24 protein-coding genes are annotated in these 19,048 nt (G+C 69.5%); 6 read left to right on the top strand and 18 right to left on the bottom strand.

The genetic code is table 11. The features are described from left to right. Window positions 1-14: 14 nt before the first annotated feature. The 10 genes from QQJ79_RS08655 to QQJ79_RS08610 all read right to left on the bottom strand — a co-directional run bounded on the left by QQJ79_RS08655 (window position 15) and on the right by QQJ79_RS08610 (window position 8,959). Window positions 15-992: a type II secretion system F family protein gene (locus QQJ79_RS08655; protein ID WP_284222529.1), complete on the bottom strand. Its 978-nt coding sequence runs from the start codon at window positions 990-992 to the stop codon at window positions 15-17. 5 nt (window positions 993-997) lie between these two features. Then, on the bottom strand, window positions 998-2,611 hold the full coding sequence (locus QQJ79_RS08650) for a TadA family conjugal transfer-associated ATPase (protein WP_284222528.1): 1,614 nt from the start codon (window positions 2,609-2,611) through the stop codon (window positions 998-1,000). 3 nt (window positions 2,612-2,614) lie between these two features. Beyond that, a complete protein-coding gene (locus QQJ79_RS08645; protein ID WP_284222527.1) occupies window positions 2,615-4,156 on the bottom strand; it encodes a CpaE/TadZ family protein in 1,542 nt (513 codons plus the stop codon). A gap of 6 nt (window positions 4,157-4,162) precedes the next feature. Continuing rightward, window positions 4,163-4,834 (bottom strand): CpaD family pilus assembly protein, encoded by a 672-nt coding sequence (locus QQJ79_RS08640; RefSeq protein ID WP_284222526.1) that lies wholly within the window; start codon window positions 4,832-4,834, stop codon window positions 4,163-4,165. A gap of 8 nt (window positions 4,835-4,842) precedes the next feature. Beyond that, window positions 4,843-6,267 carry a type II and III secretion system protein family protein gene (locus tag QQJ79_RS08635; protein WP_284222525.1) on the bottom strand — a complete coding sequence of 475 codons (1,425 nt, stop codon included), beginning with the start codon at window positions 6,265-6,267 and terminating at the stop codon, window positions 4,843-4,845. Continuing rightward, complete coding sequence (gene cpaB, locus QQJ79_RS08630) at window positions 6,264-7,184, bottom strand: Flp pilus assembly protein CpaB (RefSeq protein ID WP_284222524.1); 921 nt, start codon at window positions 7,182-7,184, stop codon at window positions 6,264-6,266. The genes QQJ79_RS08635 and cpaB overlap by 4 nt, the downstream gene beginning before the upstream one ends. A gap of 112 nt (window positions 7,185-7,296) precedes the next feature. Next, window positions 7,297-7,809 (bottom strand): A24 family peptidase, encoded by a 513-nt coding sequence (locus tag QQJ79_RS08625; RefSeq protein ID WP_284222523.1) that lies wholly within the window; start codon window positions 7,807-7,809, stop codon window positions 7,297-7,299. A 120-nt stretch (window positions 7,810-7,929) separates the two neighbouring features. Beyond that, window positions 7,930-8,109, bottom strand: coding sequence for a Flp family type IVb pilin (locus QQJ79_RS08620; RefSeq protein WP_284222522.1), 180 nt, complete (start codon window positions 8,107-8,109; stop codon window positions 7,930-7,932). A 203-nt stretch (window positions 8,110-8,312) separates the two neighbouring features. Further along, window positions 8,313-8,510 carry a Flp family type IVb pilin gene (locus QQJ79_RS08615; RefSeq protein ID WP_284222521.1) on the bottom strand — a complete coding sequence of 66 codons (198 nt, stop codon included), beginning with the start codon at window positions 8,508-8,510 and terminating at the stop codon, window positions 8,313-8,315. 251 nt (window positions 8,511-8,761) lie between these two features. After that, entirely contained in the window at window positions 8,762-8,959 is a 198-nt protein-coding gene (locus QQJ79_RS08610) for a Flp family type IVb pilin (protein WP_284222521.1), read from the bottom strand. Between the two features lie 265 nt (window positions 8,960-9,224). Here QQJ79_RS08610 and QQJ79_RS08605 point away from each other — a divergent pair, with 265 nt between their 5' ends. The 3 genes from QQJ79_RS08605 to QQJ79_RS08595 are packed head-to-tail and all read left to right on the top strand — an operon-like array spanning window position 9,225 to window position 10,743. Next, the gene (locus QQJ79_RS08605) at window positions 9,225-9,644 is read left to right on the top strand and encodes a pilus assembly protein N-terminal domain-containing protein (protein ID WP_284222520.1); all 420 of its coding nucleotides are present in this window, start codon (window positions 9,225-9,227) and stop codon (window positions 9,642-9,644) included. 11 nt (window positions 9,645-9,655) lie between these two features. Beyond that, window positions 9,656-10,210 carry a TadE/TadG family type IV pilus assembly protein gene (locus QQJ79_RS08600; RefSeq protein WP_284222519.1) on the top strand — a complete coding sequence of 185 codons (555 nt, stop codon included), beginning with the start codon at window positions 9,656-9,658 and terminating at the stop codon, window positions 10,208-10,210. Beyond that, window positions 10,210-10,743, top strand: coding sequence for a TadE/TadG family type IV pilus assembly protein (locus QQJ79_RS08595; protein ID WP_284222518.1), 534 nt, complete (start codon window positions 10,210-10,212; stop codon window positions 10,741-10,743). The genes QQJ79_RS08600 and QQJ79_RS08595 overlap by 1 nt, the downstream gene beginning before the upstream one ends. On the opposite strand, the gene QQJ79_RS08590 is transcribed toward QQJ79_RS08595, so the two are convergent. Genes QQJ79_RS08590 through QQJ79_RS08570 form a run of 5 tightly spaced genes read right to left on the bottom strand, consistent with a single transcriptional unit; the run spans window position 10,740 to window position 14,385 of the window. After that, a complete protein-coding gene (locus tag QQJ79_RS08590) occupies window positions 10,740-12,038 on the bottom strand; it encodes an anthranilate synthase component I family protein (RefSeq protein WP_284222517.1) in 1,299 nt (432 codons plus the stop codon). The genes QQJ79_RS08595 and QQJ79_RS08590 overlap by 4 nt on opposite strands. Window positions 12,039-12,040: 2 nt before the next feature. Beyond that, window positions 12,041-12,820, bottom strand: a complete 780-nt coding sequence (locus QQJ79_RS08585; RefSeq protein WP_284222516.1) for a tyrosine-protein phosphatase — start codon at window positions 12,818-12,820, stop codon at window positions 12,041-12,043. A gap of 46 nt (window positions 12,821-12,866) precedes the next feature. Then, window positions 12,867-13,169 carry a winged helix-turn-helix domain-containing protein gene (locus QQJ79_RS08580; RefSeq protein ID WP_284222515.1) on the bottom strand — a complete coding sequence of 101 codons (303 nt, stop codon included), beginning with the start codon at window positions 13,167-13,169 and terminating at the stop codon, window positions 12,867-12,869. A gap of 4 nt (window positions 13,170-13,173) precedes the next feature. After that, window positions 13,174-13,800 carry a hypothetical protein gene (locus tag QQJ79_RS08575; protein WP_284222514.1) on the bottom strand — a complete coding sequence of 209 codons (627 nt, stop codon included), beginning with the start codon at window positions 13,798-13,800 and terminating at the stop codon, window positions 13,174-13,176. 15 nt (window positions 13,801-13,815) lie between these two features. After that, the gene (locus tag QQJ79_RS08570) at window positions 13,816-14,385 is read right to left on the bottom strand and encodes a hypothetical protein (protein WP_284222513.1); all 570 of its coding nucleotides are present in this window, start codon (window positions 14,383-14,385) and stop codon (window positions 13,816-13,818) included. A gap of 124 nt (window positions 14,386-14,509) precedes the next feature. Between QQJ79_RS08570 and QQJ79_RS08565 the strand changes: the two genes are divergently transcribed. Next, window positions 14,510-15,271, top strand: coding sequence for an SAM-dependent methyltransferase (locus QQJ79_RS08565; RefSeq protein WP_284222512.1), 762 nt, complete (start codon window positions 14,510-14,512; stop codon window positions 15,269-15,271). A 6-nt stretch (window positions 15,272-15,277) separates the two neighbouring features. Here the strand turns inward: QQJ79_RS08565 and QQJ79_RS08560 are convergent, their stop codons facing one another. Genes QQJ79_RS08560 through tsaD form a run of 3 tightly spaced genes read right to left on the bottom strand, consistent with a single transcriptional unit; the run spans window position 15,278 to window position 17,799 of the window. Further along, window positions 15,278-15,658, bottom strand: a complete 381-nt coding sequence (locus QQJ79_RS08560) for a Rieske (2Fe-2S) protein (RefSeq protein WP_284222511.1) — start codon at window positions 15,656-15,658, stop codon at window positions 15,278-15,280. 8 nt (window positions 15,659-15,666) lie between these two features. Beyond that, window positions 15,667-16,665 (bottom strand): NAD(P)H-dependent glycerol-3-phosphate dehydrogenase, encoded by a 999-nt coding sequence (locus tag QQJ79_RS08555; protein WP_284222510.1) that lies wholly within the window; start codon window positions 16,663-16,665, stop codon window positions 15,667-15,669. Window positions 16,666-16,674: 9 nt separating this feature from the next. Next, window positions 16,675-17,799, bottom strand: coding sequence for a tRNA (adenosine(37)-N6)-threonylcarbamoyltransferase complex transferase subunit TsaD (gene tsaD / locus QQJ79_RS08550; protein WP_284222509.1), 1,125 nt, complete (start codon window positions 17,797-17,799; stop codon window positions 16,675-16,677). Between the two features lie 41 nt (window positions 17,800-17,840). On the opposite strand from tsaD, the gene hemC reads away from it, so the two are divergent. Next, entirely contained in the window at window positions 17,841-18,791 is a 951-nt protein-coding gene (gene hemC / locus QQJ79_RS08545) for a hydroxymethylbilane synthase (RefSeq protein ID WP_284222508.1), read from the top strand. After that, window positions 18,788-19,048: uroporphyrinogen-III synthase (locus QQJ79_RS08540; RefSeq protein ID WP_284222549.1), on the top strand; the 261-nt coding region annotated here is incomplete at its 3' end. The genes hemC and QQJ79_RS08540, both read left to right, overlap by 4 nt.

Raw genomic sequence — 19,048 nt, 5'->3', positions numbered from 1 at the left:
GACCCAGCCGTTCCCTAGAACTTGAACGCGATCATTTTCTTCATCACGAAGACGCCGAAGGCCATCATCGTCACGGCGATCAGCAGCATGAATTGACCGCGCGGGTCGGTGAACAGCCGGGCCATGTAGGCGGGCGTCGTCAGGCTGACGAGGATCATCACCGCGGGCGGCAGGGAGCCGATGATGCCGGCCGAGGCCGTGGCCTCGGACGACAGGGCCTTGATCTTCTCGCCCATCATCTTGCGGGCGCGCAGCACCACCGACAGGTTGTTCAGCGCCTCGGCCAGGTTGCCGCCGGTCTTCTGCTGGATGGCGATGACGATGGAGAAGAATTTCAGCTCCGGCGTCGGCATCCGCTCGTACATCTTGTCCAGCGCCTGGGCGAGCGTCAGCCCCACGCCGAGGCCTTCGACCAGCTTCTGGAATTCCGGCCCCAGGGGCGCCGGGCTTTCGCGGGCGATGATCTTGAAACAGTCGTGGACCGGCAGGCCGGACTTGATGCCGCGCACGATGACGTCGACGGCGTCGGCGAAATGGCCGGAGAATTTCTTCATCCGCCGCTTGCCCAGGAAGCCGACGACCCAGCGCGGAAAGCCCAGGCCGAAGACGACGCCGGCCCCCACGCCGATCAGGATGTTCAGCCCGAACAGCAGCGGAGCCAGGAAGGCGACGACGCCCAGCACGCCGCTGATGATCCAGAAGGTCGAGACCTTGGTGGCCAGACCGGCCTGTTTCAGCTTGGCGGCGAGACTGATCCGCGCCTTGCGCTCGGCCCGCTCGGACTCCTGCAGCTGCTGCATGATCTGTTTGCGGCGCGCCTCGGGCGTATTGGCCGCGGCCGCCTTCTTGGCGGCGGCGTTGTTCTGTTTCGGGCCGCCGAAGGTCTGGGCGCGCTTGACCGCCGCGTCGGTGGAGTCGCCGCCGCCGACGAAGGCCCAGCCCAGTCCGCCGATGGTGATGAAGGCCAGAACCGCCGCGAGGATGGGGAGCATCCGCCCTACTCCGCCGCGTCGAGGGCTTCGGCCAGCTCGCGCTCCAGCCCGTAGTAGCGGGCGCGGTCCCAGAAGCGGGGACGGGCGATGCCGGTCGAACGGTGACGGCCGATGATCTTGCCGTTCTCGTCTTCGCCGGTGATTTCGTAGACGAACAAATCCTGGGTGACGATCACATCGCCCTCCAGCCCGACCACCTCGGTGATGTGGGTGATGCGCCGCGAGCCGTCGCGCAGGCGAGCGGCCTGGATGATGACGTCGACCGAGCCGACGATCATCTCGCGGATCGTCTTCGAGGGCAGGCCGTAGCCGCCCATGGTGATCATCGACTCCATCCGGCTGATGGCTTCGCGCGGGCTGTTGGCGTGCAGCGTGCCCATGGAGCCGTCGTGACCGGTGTTCATGGCCTGCAGCAGATCGAAGGCTTCCGGACCGCGGACCTCGCCGACGATGATCCGCTCGGGGCGCATCCGCAGGCAGTTCTTGACCAGATCCCGCATGGTGATCATGCCCTGGCCCTCAAGGTTGGGCGGGCGGGTTTCGAGGCGCACCACATGCGGCTGCTGCAGCTGCAGTTCCGCGGCGTCCTCACAGGTGATGACGCGTTCGGTCGGGTCGATGAAGGCCGTCAGGGTGTTCAGCAGCGTCGTCTTGCCGGAGCCGGTGCCGCCGGAGATGACGAGGTTGCAGCGCGAGGCCCCGATGACGCCGAGCACGCGCGCGCCCTCGGGACTGATGGAGGAATACTCCACCAGATTCTTCATCGTCAGCTTGTCTTTCTTGAACTTCCGGATCGTCAGCGTCGGGCCGTCGATGGCCAGCGGCGGGGCGATGACGTTGACCCGCGAACCGTCCGGCAGGCGGGCGTCGCAGATCGGGCTGCTCTCGTCCACGCGGCGGCCGACCTGCGACACGATCCGCTGGCAGATGTTCATCAGCTGGTTGTTGTCGCGGAAGCGGACATTGGTCAGCTGGACCTTGCCGTTCACCTCGATGAACACCCGGCCGGCCCCGTTGACCATGATGTCGGCGATGTCGTCGCGGGCCAGCAGCGGCTCCAGCGGGCCATAGCCGAGGACGTCGTTGACGATGTCCTGGACCAGATGCTCCTGCTCGGCCACGGACATGGAGACGTTCTTGATCGCCACCAGTTCGGCGACGATGTCGCGGATCTCTTCCGACGCCGCCTTGGTATCGAGCTGGGCCAGCTGGGCCAGGTCGATGGTGTTCATCAGGGCGTTGAAGATCGTCGTCTTGGTGGCGTGGTAATAGTCCGACTGCTCGCGGACGATCTCGGCGACGGCCTGGGCCTTCTTCAGCTGTTCGAAACCGGGCGTGGCCTTCGGGCCGGGCGCATTCCTGTCCCGCGCGGGCTCGGCGTCGGGCCGGGGGCGCGACGCCAGCGCGTCCAGTCGATCGGCGGCCGGGGAGGCGGGCTTGGCGGCGTAGGATTCCGCCTTGCGCGCGGCCGCCTGCTGCTGGGCGGCGTCCGGTTCGCCGCCGAAGGCGAAGGCTTCAACCTGGACGCCGGGCGACGGTTGCGCGACGGGCGGGGCCGCGGGCGCCGGCCGCGGCGCGGTGGCGATCGTTCCGGGCTGACCTGTGCGCTTGCCGAACACGCGTCAGGACTTCTTCTTGAACAGGCCGGAGAACATGGACTTGCCCTCGCCCTTGCCGGCCTTGCCCTTGGGCCCGGCGATCAGCGGCAGTTCGCGGCGCGAGACGATCTGGGCCAGGGTCTGGAAAGCCTCGCCGGCCTTGGACTTGCCGCCGGCGTCGAGGATCATCTGGCCGTTGTTGGCGGCCGCGCCGAAGACCTTGGGTTCGAACGGGATGACCAGGCTGGGGTGAACCCCCAGGGCGGCGCCGAAATCCTTGGCCGGAATTTCCGGACGTCCGGGGACGCCGACCTGGTTGAGAACCAGCCGCGGCGGCGCGTCATTGGGCCGGCCCTGTTTGATCAGGTCGATCATGTTCTTGGCATTGCGCAGGCTGGCCAGATCCGGCGTCGCCACGATCACCACCTCATCGGCGGCGATCAGGGTGCGGCGCATCCAGCCGGACCAGAGATGCGGCAGGTCCAGCACCACGAAGGGCGCCGTCGAGCGGATCTGGGTCGTCACCTCCTCGAAGGCTTCCGGGGAGATGTCCCAGTCGACGTCGAGGGTCGCCGGCGCGGCGAACAGGCTGAGCTTGTCGGTGCAGCGGACCATCATCCGGTCCAGCAGCACGGGGTCGAGCCGGTCCGGTTGGCTGAGCGCGTCGGCGACGCCGCTCAGCGGATCCTGATTGAAGTCCAGTCCCGCGGTGCCGAACGGCAGATCATAGTCGACGATGACGGTGTTGGCCCCGATCCGCTCGCTCATCGCATAGGCGGTGTTGTGGGCGACCGAGCTGGAGCCGGTGCCGCCGCGCGCCCCGACGAAGGCGATCGAGCGACCGACGAACGGCTGGGCCGGATCGGCGAACAGGCCGCCGATGGCCGAGATCAGCTGCAGCGGCTGCAGCGGCGCGACCAGATATTCGCTGACCCCGCGCCGCATAAGTTCGCGGAACAGCAGGATGTCGTTGGTGGCGCCGACCACGACCACCTTGGTGCCGGCGTCACAGACCTCGGCCAGTTGATCGACTTCCCACAGCAGCGTCTGCGGGTCCTTCATGCATTCGACCACGATCAGCGGCGGGGTCGGTTCGTGCCGATAGGCCTCGACCGCCGCGGCGACGCCGCCGATGCGGATCTGGGTCGTCGCCCGCGACAGCCGGCGATCCTGGCCGGCGCGTTCGGCGGCGGCCAGGGTGTCCTGGCGCTCGGCGAAGACATGGATGGCGATGCGCGGAACCGACACCTCGACGCTGTGGCCGCCGCTCACGCTGATCGGCGAGAAGGCCGCCGTGGCGCCCGCGACCAGGTCGCCGACGGGGTTGAACCCGGCGCCCTGGATGGACGCGTCGTCGGACAGGTGTTCAAGGACGGGCTGGACCGACGGAACCGGAGGGGCCGGCGCGGTGAACTGCAGCGCCTGCCTCTGATCGGCGATGGCCTCCCCGGACGTCTCGGGACCAGCCTGGGCCGGCGTCGCGGGCCCGGGCGTGGAATAGCCGGCGTCGAGGTCGAATTCGTCGTCGAACTCGTCAAAGGGCCGGGGTGCGAAGGCGTTGCTCATGTCACGCTATTCCACAGCCCCGGAGATGCGGCCGTTCACCAGGGGTTCCTGCGGCGTCGAACTGACCTGACCCCTGCGATAGTTGTCGAAGACCACAGCCGCGCGGCCGGAGTCGGCCGGCGTCATCGGCCGGGCGCCGAGAATGTCGCGGGGGTCGGCGATCTGCGCCGCCATATTGGCGTTGATCGCGCAGCCGAAGCCGCCGGAGCTCTGGTTGGACAGCCGCGTCCCCATATTGCGGGCCTCGGCCGCGCAGTCAGGAATGGAGGCCCGGAGGGTCTCGAATCCGGCCAGCACCGGCGCGCGCGGGTCGGGCGCGGCGTAGGCGGCCATCTGGATGCGGTCTTCCGGGATGCCGGCCGCCTGCAGGACGCTGCGGACGGCATAGGCTTGCTGGACCGCAACCGGATCGTCGCCCGAGGGCGATTCAATACGGACGTGCCCGGAGCCCGACGCGCCGTAACGCGCCGCCAGACCGCGCAGGGCGGCGTGCTGGTTCGACGACAGGCCCTGGTCGTGAACGGCGAGAGCGATGCGGTCCAGGCCCGGCTCGACCTGCAGGGAATAGCGCGACAGCGGCGTCATCGGCGCGTCGGTCGCACCGGTCACCGAGGTGCAGCCGGAGGCGGCGAGCCCCGCGGCGAGGACGAAGACGGCGGATGCGAGGGCGCGTTTCACGGGGATCCTCATTCGATCACATAGCCCACGGGGCCGCTCCAGCCGCTGTCGGCGGCGGCCGGGTCGCCGGGGCGGCGGTACTGCTGGTTCAGCTGGCCGAACAGCAGGGTCTGGGCGTCGCTGGCGATGATCAGACCGTCAGCCGGCGTCTGCATCCGGCCGGGCGAGGTCGGCGAGACGATGTAGGCCTCGATGATGATGACCAGTTCGGTCTCGCCCGACAGATAGTCGCGCGAGCGGAACAGGGCCCCAAGAACGGGCAGGCTGCCGATGCCCGGCAGCTGGTCGATGTTCTGGCGGGTGTCCTCGCGCAGCAGGCCGGCGATCATCATGGATCCGCCCGAAGGCAGCTCCACGGTGGTGGAGGAGCGGCGCACGTTCAGGGCCGGAATGACCAGGGGGTCGTCGGAGGTGCCGCCGAGGGTGAAGGCGCCCGCCGTGGTCAGTTCGGAGACCTCGGTGGACAGTTGCAGCGAAATACGGCCCTCGGACAGGACGATCGGCCGGAAGGCCAGACGCACGCCGAACGGCTTGAACTCAACGCCGATCGTCACCTGACCGGTGGTGGAGTCGACGCTGCGTCCGACGGGAACCGGGAATTCGCCGCCGGCCAGAAACTCGGCGTTCTCGCCGTTGACCGAGGTCAGGTTCGGCTCGGCCAGGATGCGAACCAGGCCGGCGCGCTCGAAGGCGCGCAACCGTGTTTCCAGGCCGCCGCCGCTGCTGTTTCGTTCGAGAAAGGTGAGCAGACCGCCGCCCAGCTGGCTGCCGTTGACCCCGAAGGTCGCATTCTGAAGGAAGCCGAGGCCGTCCCCGATATCGGACACGAACGCATTGACGTCCAGACCCAGTTGCTTGATCGCCGTCCGCTGGACCTCGATGACCCGGGCCTTGACCATCACCTGGTCGGAGCCGGCGATGGTCATCATGTTGATGACCTTCTCGGGGGCCGAGACGAAGGCGCGCGCCACCTGGGCCGCGCGGTCGGCTTCGCCGGGGCTGCTGACCGGGCCGGTCAGGATGATGCTGTCGTTGACGGCCTCGGCGCGAACCTGGGAGCCCGGCATGACCCGGCTCAGCGTGTCCTGCAGGGCCGAGACGCCGGCGTCGACGCGCACGCGCAGCGACAGGATGGTGCGGCCCGCCGCGTCGAGCACCACGGCGTCGGTCTCGCCGGGCTGTAGGCCGATGATGGTGATGCGCCGCGGCGAGTGCAGCATGGCCTCGGCCACCATCGGGTTCGGCACGATGACGTCGCGGGCGTCAGACGGCAGATCGATCGCCATCGACGAGCCGCGCGGCAGATTGATCAGCTGGGCGCCGGCGCCCATCGGCACGGCGGCGCGGGACTGGGCCTGAGCCTCGGTCGGCCCGGCGGGCGCGACGGCGGCGACGGTCAGGCCGACGAGGGCGATCGCGATCAGATGTTTCATTGGACCACCACCACTTCGGGCGCGCCGCCGCGATAGACCCGGACGGCGGAGGATTGGCGGGCGACCGGCGCGACCCGCCCGGACGGGCCGCCGGTGTCGGCGTAGGAGCGCAGCACCAGGCTCAGCTCACCCTCGGACTTGGCGAGGGCGAGGGCCTCCGCGTCGCGGGGGCCGACCTCGAGGGTGGCGGTGGCGCCGACCACGGCCTGTTCATCGTCGCCGGCCCGGGTCGACTGGTCGATGGCCAGAACCTTGATGTTCTGCATCACGGTCGATGAGGCGAATTTGGACCGATCGCCCTCCTGGGCGCCGGCATTGCTCAGGGTGGTCTCCCGGGTCAGCAGGACATCGACCCGGTCGCCCGGAAGGATGAAGCCGCCGGCGGCGGTCTCGACCGTGACCCGGATGGCCATGGCGCGCATGCCGGGCTCCAGATAGGCGGCCATATAGCCGCTGTCGCCGGCGCGGACGATCTTGCGGCCGACGATCGGCTCGCCGGCGAGAATGGGTTCGCGCACCACCGAGCCGACATAGTCGGCCTTGGCTCCGCCGCTGGCGAGATTGCTGGCGGCGCGGGTGACGGAGGCCACGGCGCCTTCAGGGGGAGCGGCGGCGGGAGCCGCGCCTTCGACCGCATCGGCTGAGGGCAGGGGCGTCGTGCCGTCGGTGATGAAGGCCGGATTGACCTCGTCGACGGGCCAGTCCTTCCAGGCCAGATCGGACTCGGTCAGCCGCTGGCCGGGCTGCAAATCCTTGGCCGCGACCAGCACCTTGGCCATGGGCCGCGTCGGCACGACGGCGGCGGTGGCGACGGCGGTCGGCGAACTCGAGGGCGATCCCATCGCGCGCACAACCAGGGCCAGACCAATGGCGGCGACGGCGGCGACGCAGATCACGATGATACGGGCGGGCTTCATCGACGGTCTCCGGCAGGCTGGACCGGACCCCTGAATCGGTCCTTCGGCCCCCTGCCGTTAACGACCATGCCCGGAGCGGGTTAACGACGGCCTAAGTGTCGGACGAACCCCGCTATCCTGCGATGAAGGCGGCGAGCAGCGGCGAGGCCGGATAGGCCATCAGGGCGCCGGCGGCGATGGCGACGCCGTAGGGGATGTCGCCGCGAGGCTCCATCAACTGCACCACCCAGCCGGGCGCGCCCAGCAGATAGGGGCGTGAGTGAAAGCGCGCGAACAGCAGGACCAGGCAGAACAGCCCGCCCATCACGCCGGTCCACAACAGGAACATTCCCGAGCCGGCGGCGCCCAGCCACAGGCAGGTCGCGGCCATCAGCTTGGCGTCCCCGCCGCCGATCCAGCGCAGCGCGAACATCCCGGCTCCGATCACCAGCGCCAGGGCCGCGACGCCGACATTGGCGGCCACCGTCACGGGATCGAGGCCGACGGCCAGGGCGGCGGGGAAGAAGGCGAGGACGAGAAGTCCGGAGATCCAGTTCGGGATCTTCATCGACGTCAGGTCCTTGAGGCCCGCGACGATGGCGAGCGCCGGCATGACGCCGAGAAGGATCAGGGTGATGGTGTCCATCCCTCTTTCTGGCCCGCCGACGGTTAAAACCCGGTTGCCATACGGGGCCTGTCGCAAGCGAAAGAGGCCGGAGCGTTTCCGCTCCGGCCTCCCGGTCGATTTCAGGACGTTCCGCGTCGCCTAGGCGCCGGCGGTGCCGCCCATGCCGGTGACGACATCGTTGAACTTGGTCTTGATGGTCGAACCCAGGGCCGTCACGGCCGAGATGATGACGACGGCGATGAGCGCAGCGATCAGGCCGTACTCGATGGCGGTGGCGCCCGACTCGTCGGACATGAATTTGGAGACAAACCTGGTCATTGAACTATCCCTCCGATGGGGTTGCTGGCGACTGGCGGGGGGAGCCGGTCACCCGTCTGACCCCCTGAACATCCCCACCATGCCGCAGGTAGGTTAAGCTCCCGCGCACGATCATCCTTACCCAAAGCTTGACCGTACGAGTCCGACCCGACGAGCGGATAGCAGAAGGGCCGGAGCGTTTCCGCTCCGGCCCCTCGCCGGTTTCAGGACTGTCGTCGGCGCTTAGGCGCCGGCGGTGCCGCCCATGCCGGTGACGAGGCGTTGAACTTGGTCTTGATGGTCGAACCCAGGGCCGTCACGGCCGAGATGATGACGACGGCGATGAGCGCGGCGATCAGGCCGTACTCGATGGCGGTGGCGCCCGACTCGTCGGACATGAACTTGGAAACGAACTTGGTCATTGGATTTCCCTTTGGCAGGAGTGAAGCGAGCTATGGAAGCGGGGGGAGCCGGTAGCCCGCTTGACCCCCAAATGCAGGACTGTTTTCGCCGATAACGGTTAAAGTCGCGTGGGCGGTCGTGGTTACTTGGGAATTTACTCTAAAAAGTTTTCATGTTGCGGATCCGGAGCGGTCCGGGGAATCCCGGGAGGCGCGGCCGTCCGGCCAAAGGAAAGGGGCCGGAGCGTTTCCGCTCCGGCCCCTCGCCGGTTTCAGGACTGTCGTCGGCGCTTAGGCGCCGGCGGTGCCGCCCATGCCGGTGACGAGGCGTTGAACTTGGTCTTGATGGTCGAACCCAGGGCCGTCACGGCCGAGATGATGACGACGGCGATGAGCGCGGCGATCAGGCCGTACTCGATGGCCGTGGCGCCCGACTCGTCGGACATGAACTTCGAAACGAACTTGGTCATGACTGAAATCCTTCTGTGTTTAAGCGAGCGATCGTTGACACCACAGGGCCATCGGCTTGTGCCCGCTTGCCCCCTCTTGCACGATCATCCTGCGCCTCTCGGATTAAGGGCGAGTAAAACAACGATACGTCAGCACGATTTCTTTATTGACGACGCGTTTACTATGATCCCGGCTGCGATTGCCTGATTTCAGACTTTCTTGAGGTTTGGGGGGCAGTGTCGGGAGACGCTCACGCGCGCGCCCCGTTCACTGGAAGTCGACGCCATGACCCGATCCGTCTCCCCCGCCCGCCTCCTGGCCATGCTGGCCTCGGCCGCCGTGCTGTTCTCGCCGGCCATCGGGACGGCCCAGTCGGGCAGCATGAATGTCGAGATCGACCAGGCCCAACGGGTCCAGCTGCGCGGTCCCGCCGGATCGGTCATCGTCGGCAATCCCGAGATCGCCGATGTGACCGTGGTGGACGCGAACACCCTCTACATCACCGGCAAGGGCTATGGGGTCACCGAGATCGTGGCCGTCGATACGATCGGCCGCACGGTGTTCCAGAGCCAGGTCGTCGTCACCGCCGGCTCCGGTTCGGGCCGGGTCCGGGTCTGGCGCGGCGGACAGGCCACCGAGATGGCCTGCGCCGCATCCTGCTCGCCCTCCCTGCGCGGGACCAGCGGCGCGGCCCCGACGCCCTGAGGGATCGGGCCGTGTCTCCCCGCTCCCCTCATCAGCCACGACGGCGGTTCCGCGCGCGCTTCGCCCGCGGCCTGATCCGCTCCACCGACGGCTCGGCCGCGGTGGAGTTCGGCATGGTCGCCCTGCCCTTCATCCTGATGATGTTCGCCATCCTGGAGCTCGGCATCGTCTTCGTGACCGATTCCATTCTGGAGAACGCCACCATCGAGACCGGGCGGCTGGTCCGCACCGGCCGGGCCAGCGCCCAGTCCATGACGGCGGCCACGTTCAAGACGTCGCTGTGCGGCCGGATGAGCATCTTCGCCTCCGACTGCAACAGCCGGGCCACGGTCGATGTGCGCGTGATCCCGCAGTTCGCCACCACGCCGCCTGATCCGATGGCCGGCGGCACGTTCAACGAGGGCGTCCTGACCTACAGCAACGGCGTTCCGGGCGACCTGATCCTGGTGCGGGTCTGGTACCGGCAGCCCCTGCTGACGACCTTCCTGGCCCAGGGGCTTTCGCGCATGAACGACGGCGCCGCCATGCTGACCGCGACCACCGCCTTCAGGAATGAACCGGCATGATGCGGCGCGGACTCTTCACCCGGCTGGCCGGAGACGACCGCGGCGTGTCGGCGGTCGAGTTCGCCATGCTCGCCCCCGTGCTGATCGCCTTCTATTTCGGCATGGCCGAGTTCTGCCAGGGCTTCATGGCCCAGAAGCGGATGGGCCATGTCTCGGCCATGGTCGCTGACCTCGTGGCGCAGGAGGAGTCGGTCGCGACGGCGAATCTGGACGACATCTTCGAAATCGGCGGCCTGATCATGAAGCCGTTTCCGACCGCCGCGCTGGAACAGCGGGTCAGCAGCGTGACCCGCACGGCCGGCGTCGCCCGGGTCGACTGGAGCCGTGGCGACGGCATGGACGCCCGGGCGGTCAACTCGACCATCACCCTGCCGACCGATCTGATCGCCGACGGCGAGAGCGTCATCGTGTCGGAGGCGACCTATGACTACGATTCTCCCGTCGACTATTTCATGCCCGGCATCACGCAGTTCTCGCACATCTATTATCTGCGGCCGCGCACCGTCGACCGGACCGTCTGCTCGAACTGCTAGGGCCCGGTCAGCGCTTCTCTCAGCGCCCTGATCTTGGCGTCCGTCTCCGCCAGCTCGGCGGCCGGATCGCTGTCCGCCACGATGCCGGCGCCGGCCAGGGTGCGGAAGCGCCACCGGCCCTCCAATCGCTCGAATGAGGCCGTCCGGATCAGCACGGAGGCCGTCATCCGGCCGTCGTCCTCGATGTGGAACAGACTGCCGCACCAGGGCCCGCGCGGCGGCTCATGGCCGGCGATGACCTTCATCGCCTGATGCTTGGGCGCGCCGGTGATGGAGCCCGGCGGGAAGGTCGCCTCCAGCAGGTCCGCCGGTCCGATCCCGGCGAGCGCCAGTCCCGCGACGGTCGAAACCAGATGATGGACGGTCGGATGGCTCTCGACCTCGAACAGCGTCGCGACGGACACCGAGCCGGGCTCCGCCACGCGCGACAGGTCGTTGCGCATCAGATCGACGATCATCAGGTTCTCGGCCCGGTCCTTGGCGCTGGCGCTGAGTTCCGCGGCCAGGGCGGAGTCCCGGACAGGATCAGGATCGCGCGGGCGGGTGCCCTTGATCGGCCGGCTCTCGATGCGACGACTGTCGGGATCGAAGGTCAGGAACAGTTCCGGCGAGTTGGAGACGACGGCGCGGTCGCCCAGCCGCCAGAAGGCGCCATAGGCCGCAGCCCGGTCCGCCAGCCGCAGCATGACGTCGAACGGATCGGCGCCGGGCATCAACCCGCCGGACCAGGCCCTCGCGATATTGGCCTGGTACAGCTGGCCCGCCGCGATCCGGTCCACGACATCGGCGACCGCGGCGAGATAGGCCTCCGGCGCCGCTTCCCCGGCGAAATCATCGCCCGGGGCCGTCGGACAGGTCGGATCGACCGCGGCGGCCAGCCAGCGCCCGGCGCGGCAGCCGGCGGCGGCGGCGGCGTCCAGATCATCCCCCCGGCCAAAGACCCGCACCACGCCGACCTGATGGTCGAAGGCCAGCATGGCGGGATAGCGGGCCAGCATCAGGTCGGGCCAGACCGGCTCGCGCGGACCGGTCGCGGCGCGGGCTCCGGCGTCATAGGCCAGCAGGCCGACCACGCCGGCGGCGAAATCGTCGCTCCGCAACAGGTCCAGCATCCCGCCCGGCCCTGCCGTTCCGACATGGACCCGGTCCGGCTCGGCGGCGACGAACGACCAGCGGCCCAGCACGCCGCCGTCGGACAGCAGGGCCAAGGGTCCGTCCCGATGGCGCAGGCCCGCGGCGACCGCCAGCGGATCCCGCCATGGCCGTTCGCGGACCTCGACGGAACGGCCCGTCATGGTCACGCCGCCAGCCGCGCGCCGATCCGGTCGCGCAGGTCCGCATCGACCCCGAGCGCCTGCGCCAGATAGGCGTCGGTCGACCCGTGCAGCGCCGCGATCTCGGCCAGGGCCGTGTCCAGATAGACGGGCTCGACCCCGAGGAAGGCGACCACGGCGTCATGGGAGGCGGCCCGGCCGGTCATGGCCTCAAGCTGGCGGGCGATGCCGGGCGCCCGGCCTTCCAGATCGACGGCGGTGTTGGTCAGCAGATAGTCGGCGACCATGTCGTCGTGATGGACGCCCAGCAGATGGTGGGTCAGGGCGGCCAGCAGACCCGTGCGGTCCTTGCCCGCGGCGCAGTGGATCAACACCGGACCGTCCGTCTCGCCGAGGGCGTGGAAATAGCGGGCGAACAGGTCGAGGTGCGACGGTTCGAAGGCCAGTCGCCGGTAGGTGTCGGTCATGAAGCGCCGGCCTGACTCGGGCGTCAGGTCGGCGGTGCGCAGGAAGGTCATGTGCGGCGCCTCGCCGCCGTCGTCATGGGCGCTCTCGATCACCGCGCCGGCGAACCCGACAGGCCGTTTCGAGGGCTGGTCACGGCGCTCGGACGGACGGCGCAGATCGACCACCGTGGCGATGCCCAGTGCCCCGAGACGTTCCAGATCGGCCTCGCTGGCGCGGGCCTGATGGCCGGACCGGAACAGCCGGCCCGGGGCGATATGCCGTCCGGCGACGGTGGCGTAGTCGCCATAGTCGCGGAAATTGTCGAGGGCGTCGAAACGGTGGATGCGGCCGGTCATTCGCCCTGTCTAGACGACCATCCCGGTGCGAACCACCGCCCTGCTGTCACGCCTTTCCGACGAGACCCTGCATGGCGTCGAGATAGGCGACGAAGGCCTTGCGCCCGACCGGCGTCATCGCGGCCTCGGTCAGGGGTTTGCGACCCTCGAACCGTTTGGTCACGGCGACGAAGCCGGCGTCCTCGAGCTTGCGCAGATGGACCGACAGATTGCCGTCCGTGGTCTGCAGCCGCGCCTTCAGGGTGTTGAAGTCCGCGCTCTCGACGCCTGACAGGACGGCCATGATCCCCAGACGCACCCGTCCATGGATGACATCGTCGATGCGATTGATATCGAACTCTTCCGCCATGGGATCAGGCCCGCGCCTGCCGCATCAGCAGCCAGCCGGGCAGGGCCATGAGCAGGAACAGGGCGGCGGCGTAGGCCAGATACTGTTCGGCCTGGCCCGCGAACAGGGCCAGCAGCGGGGCGGCGACGAAGCTGCCGAGCGACAGGGCCCACAGCTTCCTCGAGCGCTGCATCTCGGCATGCACCGCCCAGCCGACGCCGTAGAAGACCATGATGATCGACGGGATCAGGGCGAACATCGCCTCCAGCGCCGCCTCGTCGGCGAGACGCCAGCCCAGCACGGCCATGGCCGTGAACATGGCGAAGATGCCCCAGCCCATGCCGCTCCAGGCGATGCCGGCCGCACGGTTGGCGGTGGTGGACACGCCGGCGCCGCGACGCAAGCGGGGAACGGTGACGGCGATGATGATCCAGTAGGCGACGGTGGCCACGACCCAGCCGATCCAGAGCTGGCTATCTTCCAGCGGCACGAGGCCGACGATGATGGTCCAGTGGAAAAGGCTGGCCAGTCCGTAGAGCAGGCCGCCGAACATCAGCAGGGAATTGCCCTGCATCGGCGTCCGGGCGCCTTCCTCGGCGAGGCGACGCATCCAGGCGATGTCGGCGGCGGGGTCCTGGTTGTTCTCGGTCATGAGGTCAACGTCCTTTCAGAGTCGGCGGCCAAGGGCCAGCCACAGGCCCGGCAGCAGGGCGGCGAGCGCAAGCGTACAGGACTGGATCAGATACTGGTCCGGCGTTCCCAACACCATGGCGGCCCCGGCGGCGCCGCCGAGGGCGACGAGGAAGAGCACGCCCATGTTGGGCGTTTCGGTGCGGATGGCGGCCACCGCCCAGCCGACGGCGTACAGGGTCAGGCCGGCGACGGCGTTCCAGCGCATCAGGCCCCAGTCGCCCGCGGCGTTCGAGACCGCCGCCAGCACCAGGGCGACGCCCACATGGGCGAGAATGAAGACCCGCGACCAGCCGGCGACGCCGCGCGCGGCCTCGCCGCCGATGCGGCGGAGCCGGAACAGCCCGGTCAGAAAGATGCCGGCGGCGAGAGCCCAGTTGAGGCCCAGATAGGCCGGGTGAAGGTCGAGTGCGCCGCTGAGGACGCCCCACTGGAACAGGTTGGCGGCGCCGAAGACGGTTCCCGCCAGCAGCAGGAGGCGACCGGCGCAGACGGCCACGCTGGCGTCGGAGCGCGGCGTTTCGAATGTGAAGGCGGCTGCGGTCATGGCTGAAATCTCCGTATGCTGCCCCTTCATGTCACGTCGACTTTGCATTGTAAAGTACTTGGCGCAACTTGTCTGAGCCGCATGGAACCCTTGCCCGGCTCGTCGTGGCGGGAGACAAGCCGACATGTCCGCTCGTCTCCCCATGAGCTTCCAGCGCATCGCCTATGAGGTCCGCGAGGTCTGCAACGGCGTGGAGCTGGCCGCGATTGAGGCCGCCGTCGCGCGCACGGGTCTCGGCGCCGGCGCTGTGGCGATCGACATCGGCACGGGCAATGCGACCGTGGCCATCCGGATCGCGCAACGCTTCGGCCTGACGGTCAGGGCGGTCGAGCTGGACCCGGTGATGGCCGATCTGGCCCGAAGCCGGATCGAGGCGGCGGACATGGGGGACCGGGTCTCCCTGACCGTCGCCCGCGCGGCTGAAATGCTCGCTCGGACGGAGCCGGTCGATCTGATCACAGCCCTGGGAACCACAGACGTCAGCGGCGAGGGCCGACCGACGCCGGAGGCCGGCTTCATCACCCTGCGCCGCAGCCTGAAGCCGGGCGGCTGGCTGCTGTGGGGCGACGTCGTCTGGCTGGCGGATCCGCCCGCCCCGCTGCGCCAGATCACCGAGGTCACCAACCTCTATACCGACGACGACGGCTGGCGCGCCGCGGCGGCCGCCGCCGGGCTTGAAGTCGTCGCCGGCCGGATTTCGCCGCAGGAGGTCTATGACGCCTATGCGCGCGACTCGGTCGCCGCCCCGCGCGCCTGGGTGGAGGCCCACCCCGAGGCGCCCGAAGCGGGCTCGATCCGGTTCAACGCCGACCGGGTGCAGGCCATCATGGAGTTCGGCCGCGACTATATCGGCTTCGGCCTCTATCTGCTGCGCAACCCGGACTGACCGCCGTCAGGCGGTGCGGATGATGCCGCCCGAAACCGCAACCGGCCAGGACGTCAGGCGGGCGCCGGCGCAGGGGCCCCCGACACAGGCCCCGGACAGGGGCTCGAACACCGCCCCGTGCCAGCCGCACAGGATCAGCGACCCGTCCGCAACGAGATAGCGGTCCAGCTCGATCGCCAGCGGAAAACCCTGGTGCGGACACCGGTCGACATAGCCGGCGACCTGACCGGCGGAGCGCACCACGAAGCCGTGGAAGAAGGCTTCGCCGATCTGCAGCACGAAGCCGCGCGAGCCGGGATCGGCGATATCGGCCTCGACGCACAGGGCCACGCCCGGCGGCGTGGTCCAGACGCGTTTGCGTTCGCTGATCGGCGGGGTCTCGTCCATCCCGCGCGCTAGTGCCGCTCGACCTTCAGCGGGCGGGACAGCAGATTGTCGATCACCGCCGCGACCGTGGTCTCGCCGTTCAGCAGGGCGGCGACCGCCAGGGAGATCGGCATGTCGACACCCATCTTCGCCGCCAGCTCCCGCACCGCCGGCGCGCTCTCATAGCCCTCGGCCACCGACCGCTTGCCCGCCAGCGCCTGCTCTACCGTCTGGCCCTGACCGAGCGCCAGACCCAGGCTCATATTGCGCGACTGGGGGCTTGAGCAGGTCAGCACCAGATCGCCGAGGCCGCACAGGCCCGCCACGGTCTCGGCCTGACCGCCGAGGGCGACGCCCATCCGCGTCATCTCGGCGAAGCCGCGGGTGATGAGGGCGGCGTGGGCGCTGCGGCCGAGGCCGCGGCCCTCGCTCATGCCGCAGGCGATGGCCAGCACGTTCTTGATGGCTCCGCCGACCTCGGCCCCGATCAGGTCGGTGGCCAGATAGGGCCGGAAACCCGGGGCCGACAGGGTCCACATCAGCTCCTCGCCCAGCGCCTCGTCGGCGCAGGCCAGGGTGACGGCGCTGGGCAGGCCGCGCGCGACCTCGGCCGCGAAACTGGGGCCCGACAGGACCGCGGCGGGCGCGTCGGGCAGGGTCTCGGCCAGGACCTCGGTCATCAGTTTCAGCGAGCCGCGCTCGATGCCCTTGGAACACAGCACCACCGGCACGCCCGGGCGATGGTGGGCGGCGAAGGCCGCGAGGGTCGACCGCATATGCTGGGCCGGCGGCACGGCGAGGATCAGGTCGCAGGCGCCGAGGTCGGCGAGATCGGCGGTGACCGACACATGGTCGTCGAGGACGATCCCCGGCAGGAAGGCCTCATTGACGCGACGGGCGTGGATGCTCTCGACCACCTCGGGCTCGCGCGCCTGCAACAGCACGTCGAGGCCGGCCCAGCCCGCCACCTGGGCCAGGGCCGTGCCCCAGGCGCCGGCGCCGATCACTCCCGCGGTCTTGAACTGCATGCGTCGTCCCTAAGCCTTGGCGCCCTTGCGGCCCGGCGCATGCGTCGGGTCGTTGAGCGCGCTGTATTCGTCGAGCGGCCAGCGCGGCCGGGCGGCGGTGTCGATGTCCGAAACAAGCCCCTTCCGCAACCGTTCCGCCCCCGCCAGTGCGATCATCGCCGCATTGTCGGTGCAATAGGCCATGGGCGGGGCCAGAAAGGCGAATCCGTTCTTCTCCGCCGTCGCCTGCAATGTCGCGCGGACCGTCCGGTTCGCGGCCACGCCGCCCGCCACGACGAAAAGCCTGTGGGGATGCTCCGCCGCATAGGCCTTGAGCGCCCGGTCCGAGCGTTCGCTCAGCTGTCGGGCGATGGCGGTCTGGACCGCATCGGCGAGGTCGGCGCGCTGCTGCTCGGTCTCGCAGGCCTGGGCCAGCCGGGCGGCGGCGGTCTTGAGCCCCGAGAAGGAGAAGTCGCAGTCCTTGCGGCCCAGAAGCGCCCGCGGCAGGTCGAAGCGCGAGCCGTCGCCGCCCTCGGCCAGTGTCTCCAGCGCCGGCCCGCCCGGATAGCCGAGGCCCAGGGCCTTGGCGATCTTGTCGAAGGCCTCGCCGGCCGCATCATCGATGGTCGTGCCCAGCCGCGTCATGTCGCCGACCCCGCGCACCTCCAGCAGCTGGCAGTGGCCGCCCGAGACCAGAAGCAGCAGGAAGGGATAGGCCACCGGCTGGCCGAGCCGGGCCGAGACCGCATGGCCTTCCAGATGATTGACCGCGATCAGGGGCAGGCCGCGGGCCAGGGCCACCGCCTTGCCGAAACTCAGGCCGACCATGACGCCGCCGACCAGACCGGGTCCGGCGGTGGCGGCGACGCCGTCAAGACCGTCATAGCCGAGACCCGCCTCGGCCATGGCCCGGCGCACGACGCCGTCGATCATCTCGACGTGGCTGCGGGCAGCGATCTCGGGCACGACGCCGCCATAGGCCGCGTGATCGTCGATCTGGCTGTGCACCACCGAGGACAGGACGGTCGCCGCGCCGTCCGGCGACAGCCGCACCACCGAGGCCGCGGTCTCATCGCAACTGGTCTCGAGGCCGAGCACGGTCAGGGCGCCGGTTGCCCGCCCCCCTTCGCTGCTATAGTCGGCGGCCATCTTCATCGGGTCGAGGTAGCGACCCTGTACTCCCGGCGCAACGACTCATGGCCCCTCTCGTCCGCATCGGCACGCGCCGCTCGAAACTGGCCCTGACCCAGTCGGGCATGATGCAGCGCGCCATCGGCCGGGCCCTCGGCGTCGCCGACGCCGATCTGCTCGAAGCGGTGCCCCTGGTCGAGATCATCACCACCGGCGACCGGGTGCAGGACCGCCGCCTGATGGAGATCGGCGGCAAGGCGCTTTTCACCAAGGAGATCGAGGAGGCGCTGCTGGAGGGCCGCGTCGACGTCGCCGTGCATTCGATGAAGGACGTGCCGGCCGACCAGCCCGAGGGCCTGTGCCTCGCCGCCGTCCCGCCGCGCGAGGACGCCCGCGACGCCTTCGTCAGCGAAGTCTTCGCCGCGTTCGCCGACCTGCCGACGGGCGCCCGGCTGGGCACGGCTTCGCTGCGGCGGCAGGCCCAGGCGCTGGCGCTGCGGCCGGACCTGCAGATCGAGATGTTGCGCGGCAACGTCGACACCCGGTTGCGCAAACTGGCCGAGGGCGAGTTCGACGCCATCCTTCTGGCCGTTTCGGGCCTGAACCGGCTCGGCTTCGAGGACGTGATCCGCGAACGCCTGTCGCTCGACGCCTTCCTTCCGGCCCCCGGACAGGGCGCCCTGGCGCTCCAGACCCGGACCGAAGACCTCGGCGCCGCCTGGGTCGCGGCGCTCAACGATCCGATGACGGCCCTTGCGGTCGCGGCCGAGCGCGGAGCGATGACCGCCCTGGAGGGCTCGTGCCGCACGGCTGTGGGGGCCCATGCCGAAATCGCCGAAGGCCGGCTGCGTCTGACCACGGAAATGCTGGCGCCGGACGGTTCGGCCCGCTGGCGCCGCTCGGGCGAGATCGGCGACGCCGCCGCCGCCGACGCCATGGATCAGGCCCGCGCCCTCGGACTGCGGCTGGGGTCCGAGGTCCATGCCATGGCCGGCGACCAGCGGGTCGAGCCCTGACGGCGATCCGCCGCGTCTGGGTCACGCGCGCCGAGCCGGGCGCCTCGCGCACCGCCGACCGACTGACCGCGCGGGGCTTCGACCCCGTGATCGCGCCCCTTCTCGCCATCCGGCCGATCCCGCAAGCTCCGCCCGACCTGACCGGCATCGCCGCCCTCGCCTTCACCAGCGCCAACGGCGTCGCCGCCTTCGGGGCCCTGACGCCTGACCGGACCCGCCCCGTCTTCACCGTCGGCGACGCCACCGCCCAGGCGGCG

It is taken from the genome of Brevundimonas denitrificans, from assembly GCF_030160755.1.
Lineage (GTDB): Bacteria > Pseudomonadota > Alphaproteobacteria > Caulobacterales > Caulobacteraceae > Brevundimonas > Brevundimonas denitrificans.
This window is presented reverse-complemented; position numbering and strand designations above follow the sequence as displayed.

What these genes read in the sequence shown, in the direction of transcription:
- QQJ79_RS08655 (WP_284222529.1), bottom strand. Translation starts at nt 992, where the DNA reads ATGCTCCCCATCCTCGCGGCGGTTCTGGCCTTCATCACCATCGGCGGA.
- QQJ79_RS08645 (WP_284222527.1), bottom strand. Translation starts at nt 4,156, where the DNA reads ATGAGCAACGCCTTCGCACCCCGGCCCTTTGACGAGTTCGACGACGAA.
- QQJ79_RS08635 (WP_284222525.1), bottom strand. Translation starts at nt 6,267, where the DNA reads ATGAAACATCTGATCGCGATCGCCCTCGTCGGCCTGACCGTCGCCGCC.
- cpaB (WP_284222524.1), bottom strand. Translation starts at nt 7,184, where the DNA reads ATGAAGCCCGCCCGTATCATCGTGATCTGCGTCGCCGCCGTCGCCGCC.
- QQJ79_RS08625 (WP_284222523.1), bottom strand. Translation starts at nt 7,809, where the DNA reads ATGGACACCATCACCCTGATCCTTCTCGGCGTCATGCCGGCGCTCGCC.
- QQJ79_RS08620 (WP_284222522.1), bottom strand. Translation starts at nt 8,109, where the DNA reads ATGACCAGGTTTGTCTCCAAATTCATGTCCGACGAGTCGGGCGCCACC.
- QQJ79_RS08615 (WP_284222521.1), bottom strand. Translation starts at nt 8,510, where the DNA reads ATGACCAAGTTCGTTTCCAAGTTCATGTCCGACGAGTCGGGCGCCACC.
- QQJ79_RS08610 (WP_284222521.1), bottom strand. Translation starts at nt 8,959, where the DNA reads ATGACCAAGTTCGTTTCGAAGTTCATGTCCGACGAGTCGGGCGCCACG.
- QQJ79_RS08605 (WP_284222520.1), top strand. Translation starts at nt 9,225, where the DNA reads ATGACCCGATCCGTCTCCCCCGCCCGCCTCCTGGCCATGCTGGCCTCG.
- QQJ79_RS08595 (WP_284222518.1), top strand. Translation starts at nt 10,210, where the DNA reads ATGCGGCGCGGACTCTTCACCCGGCTGGCCGGAGACGACCGCGGCGTG.
- QQJ79_RS08590 (WP_284222517.1), bottom strand. Translation starts at nt 12,038, where the DNA reads ATGACGGGCCGTTCCGTCGAGGTCCGCGAACGGCCATGGCGGGATCCG.
- QQJ79_RS08585 (WP_284222516.1), bottom strand. Translation starts at nt 12,820, where the DNA reads ATGACCGGCCGCATCCACCGTTTCGACGCCCTCGACAATTTCCGCGAC.
- QQJ79_RS08580 (WP_284222515.1), bottom strand. Translation starts at nt 13,169, where the DNA reads ATGGCGGAAGAGTTCGATATCAATCGCATCGACGATGTCATCCATGGA.
- QQJ79_RS08575 (WP_284222514.1), bottom strand. Translation starts at nt 13,800, where the DNA reads ATGACCGAGAACAACCAGGACCCCGCCGCCGACATCGCCTGGATGCGT.
- QQJ79_RS08570 (WP_284222513.1), bottom strand. Translation starts at nt 14,385, where the DNA reads ATGACCGCAGCCGCCTTCACATTCGAAACGCCGCGCTCCGACGCCAGC.
- QQJ79_RS08565 (WP_284222512.1), top strand. Translation starts at nt 14,510, where the DNA reads ATGTCCGCTCGTCTCCCCATGAGCTTCCAGCGCATCGCCTATGAGGTC.
- QQJ79_RS08560 (WP_284222511.1), bottom strand. Translation starts at nt 15,658, where the DNA reads ATGGACGAGACCCCGCCGATCAGCGAACGCAAACGCGTCTGGACCACG.
- QQJ79_RS08555 (WP_284222510.1), bottom strand. Translation starts at nt 16,665, where the DNA reads ATGCAGTTCAAGACCGCGGGAGTGATCGGCGCCGGCGCCTGGGGCACG.
- tsaD (WP_284222509.1), bottom strand. Translation starts at nt 17,799, where the DNA reads ATGAAGATGGCCGCCGACTATAGCAGCGAAGGGGGGCGGGCAACCGGC.
- hemC (WP_284222508.1), top strand. Translation starts at nt 17,841, where the DNA reads ATGGCCCCTCTCGTCCGCATCGGCACGCGCCGCTCGAAACTGGCCCTG.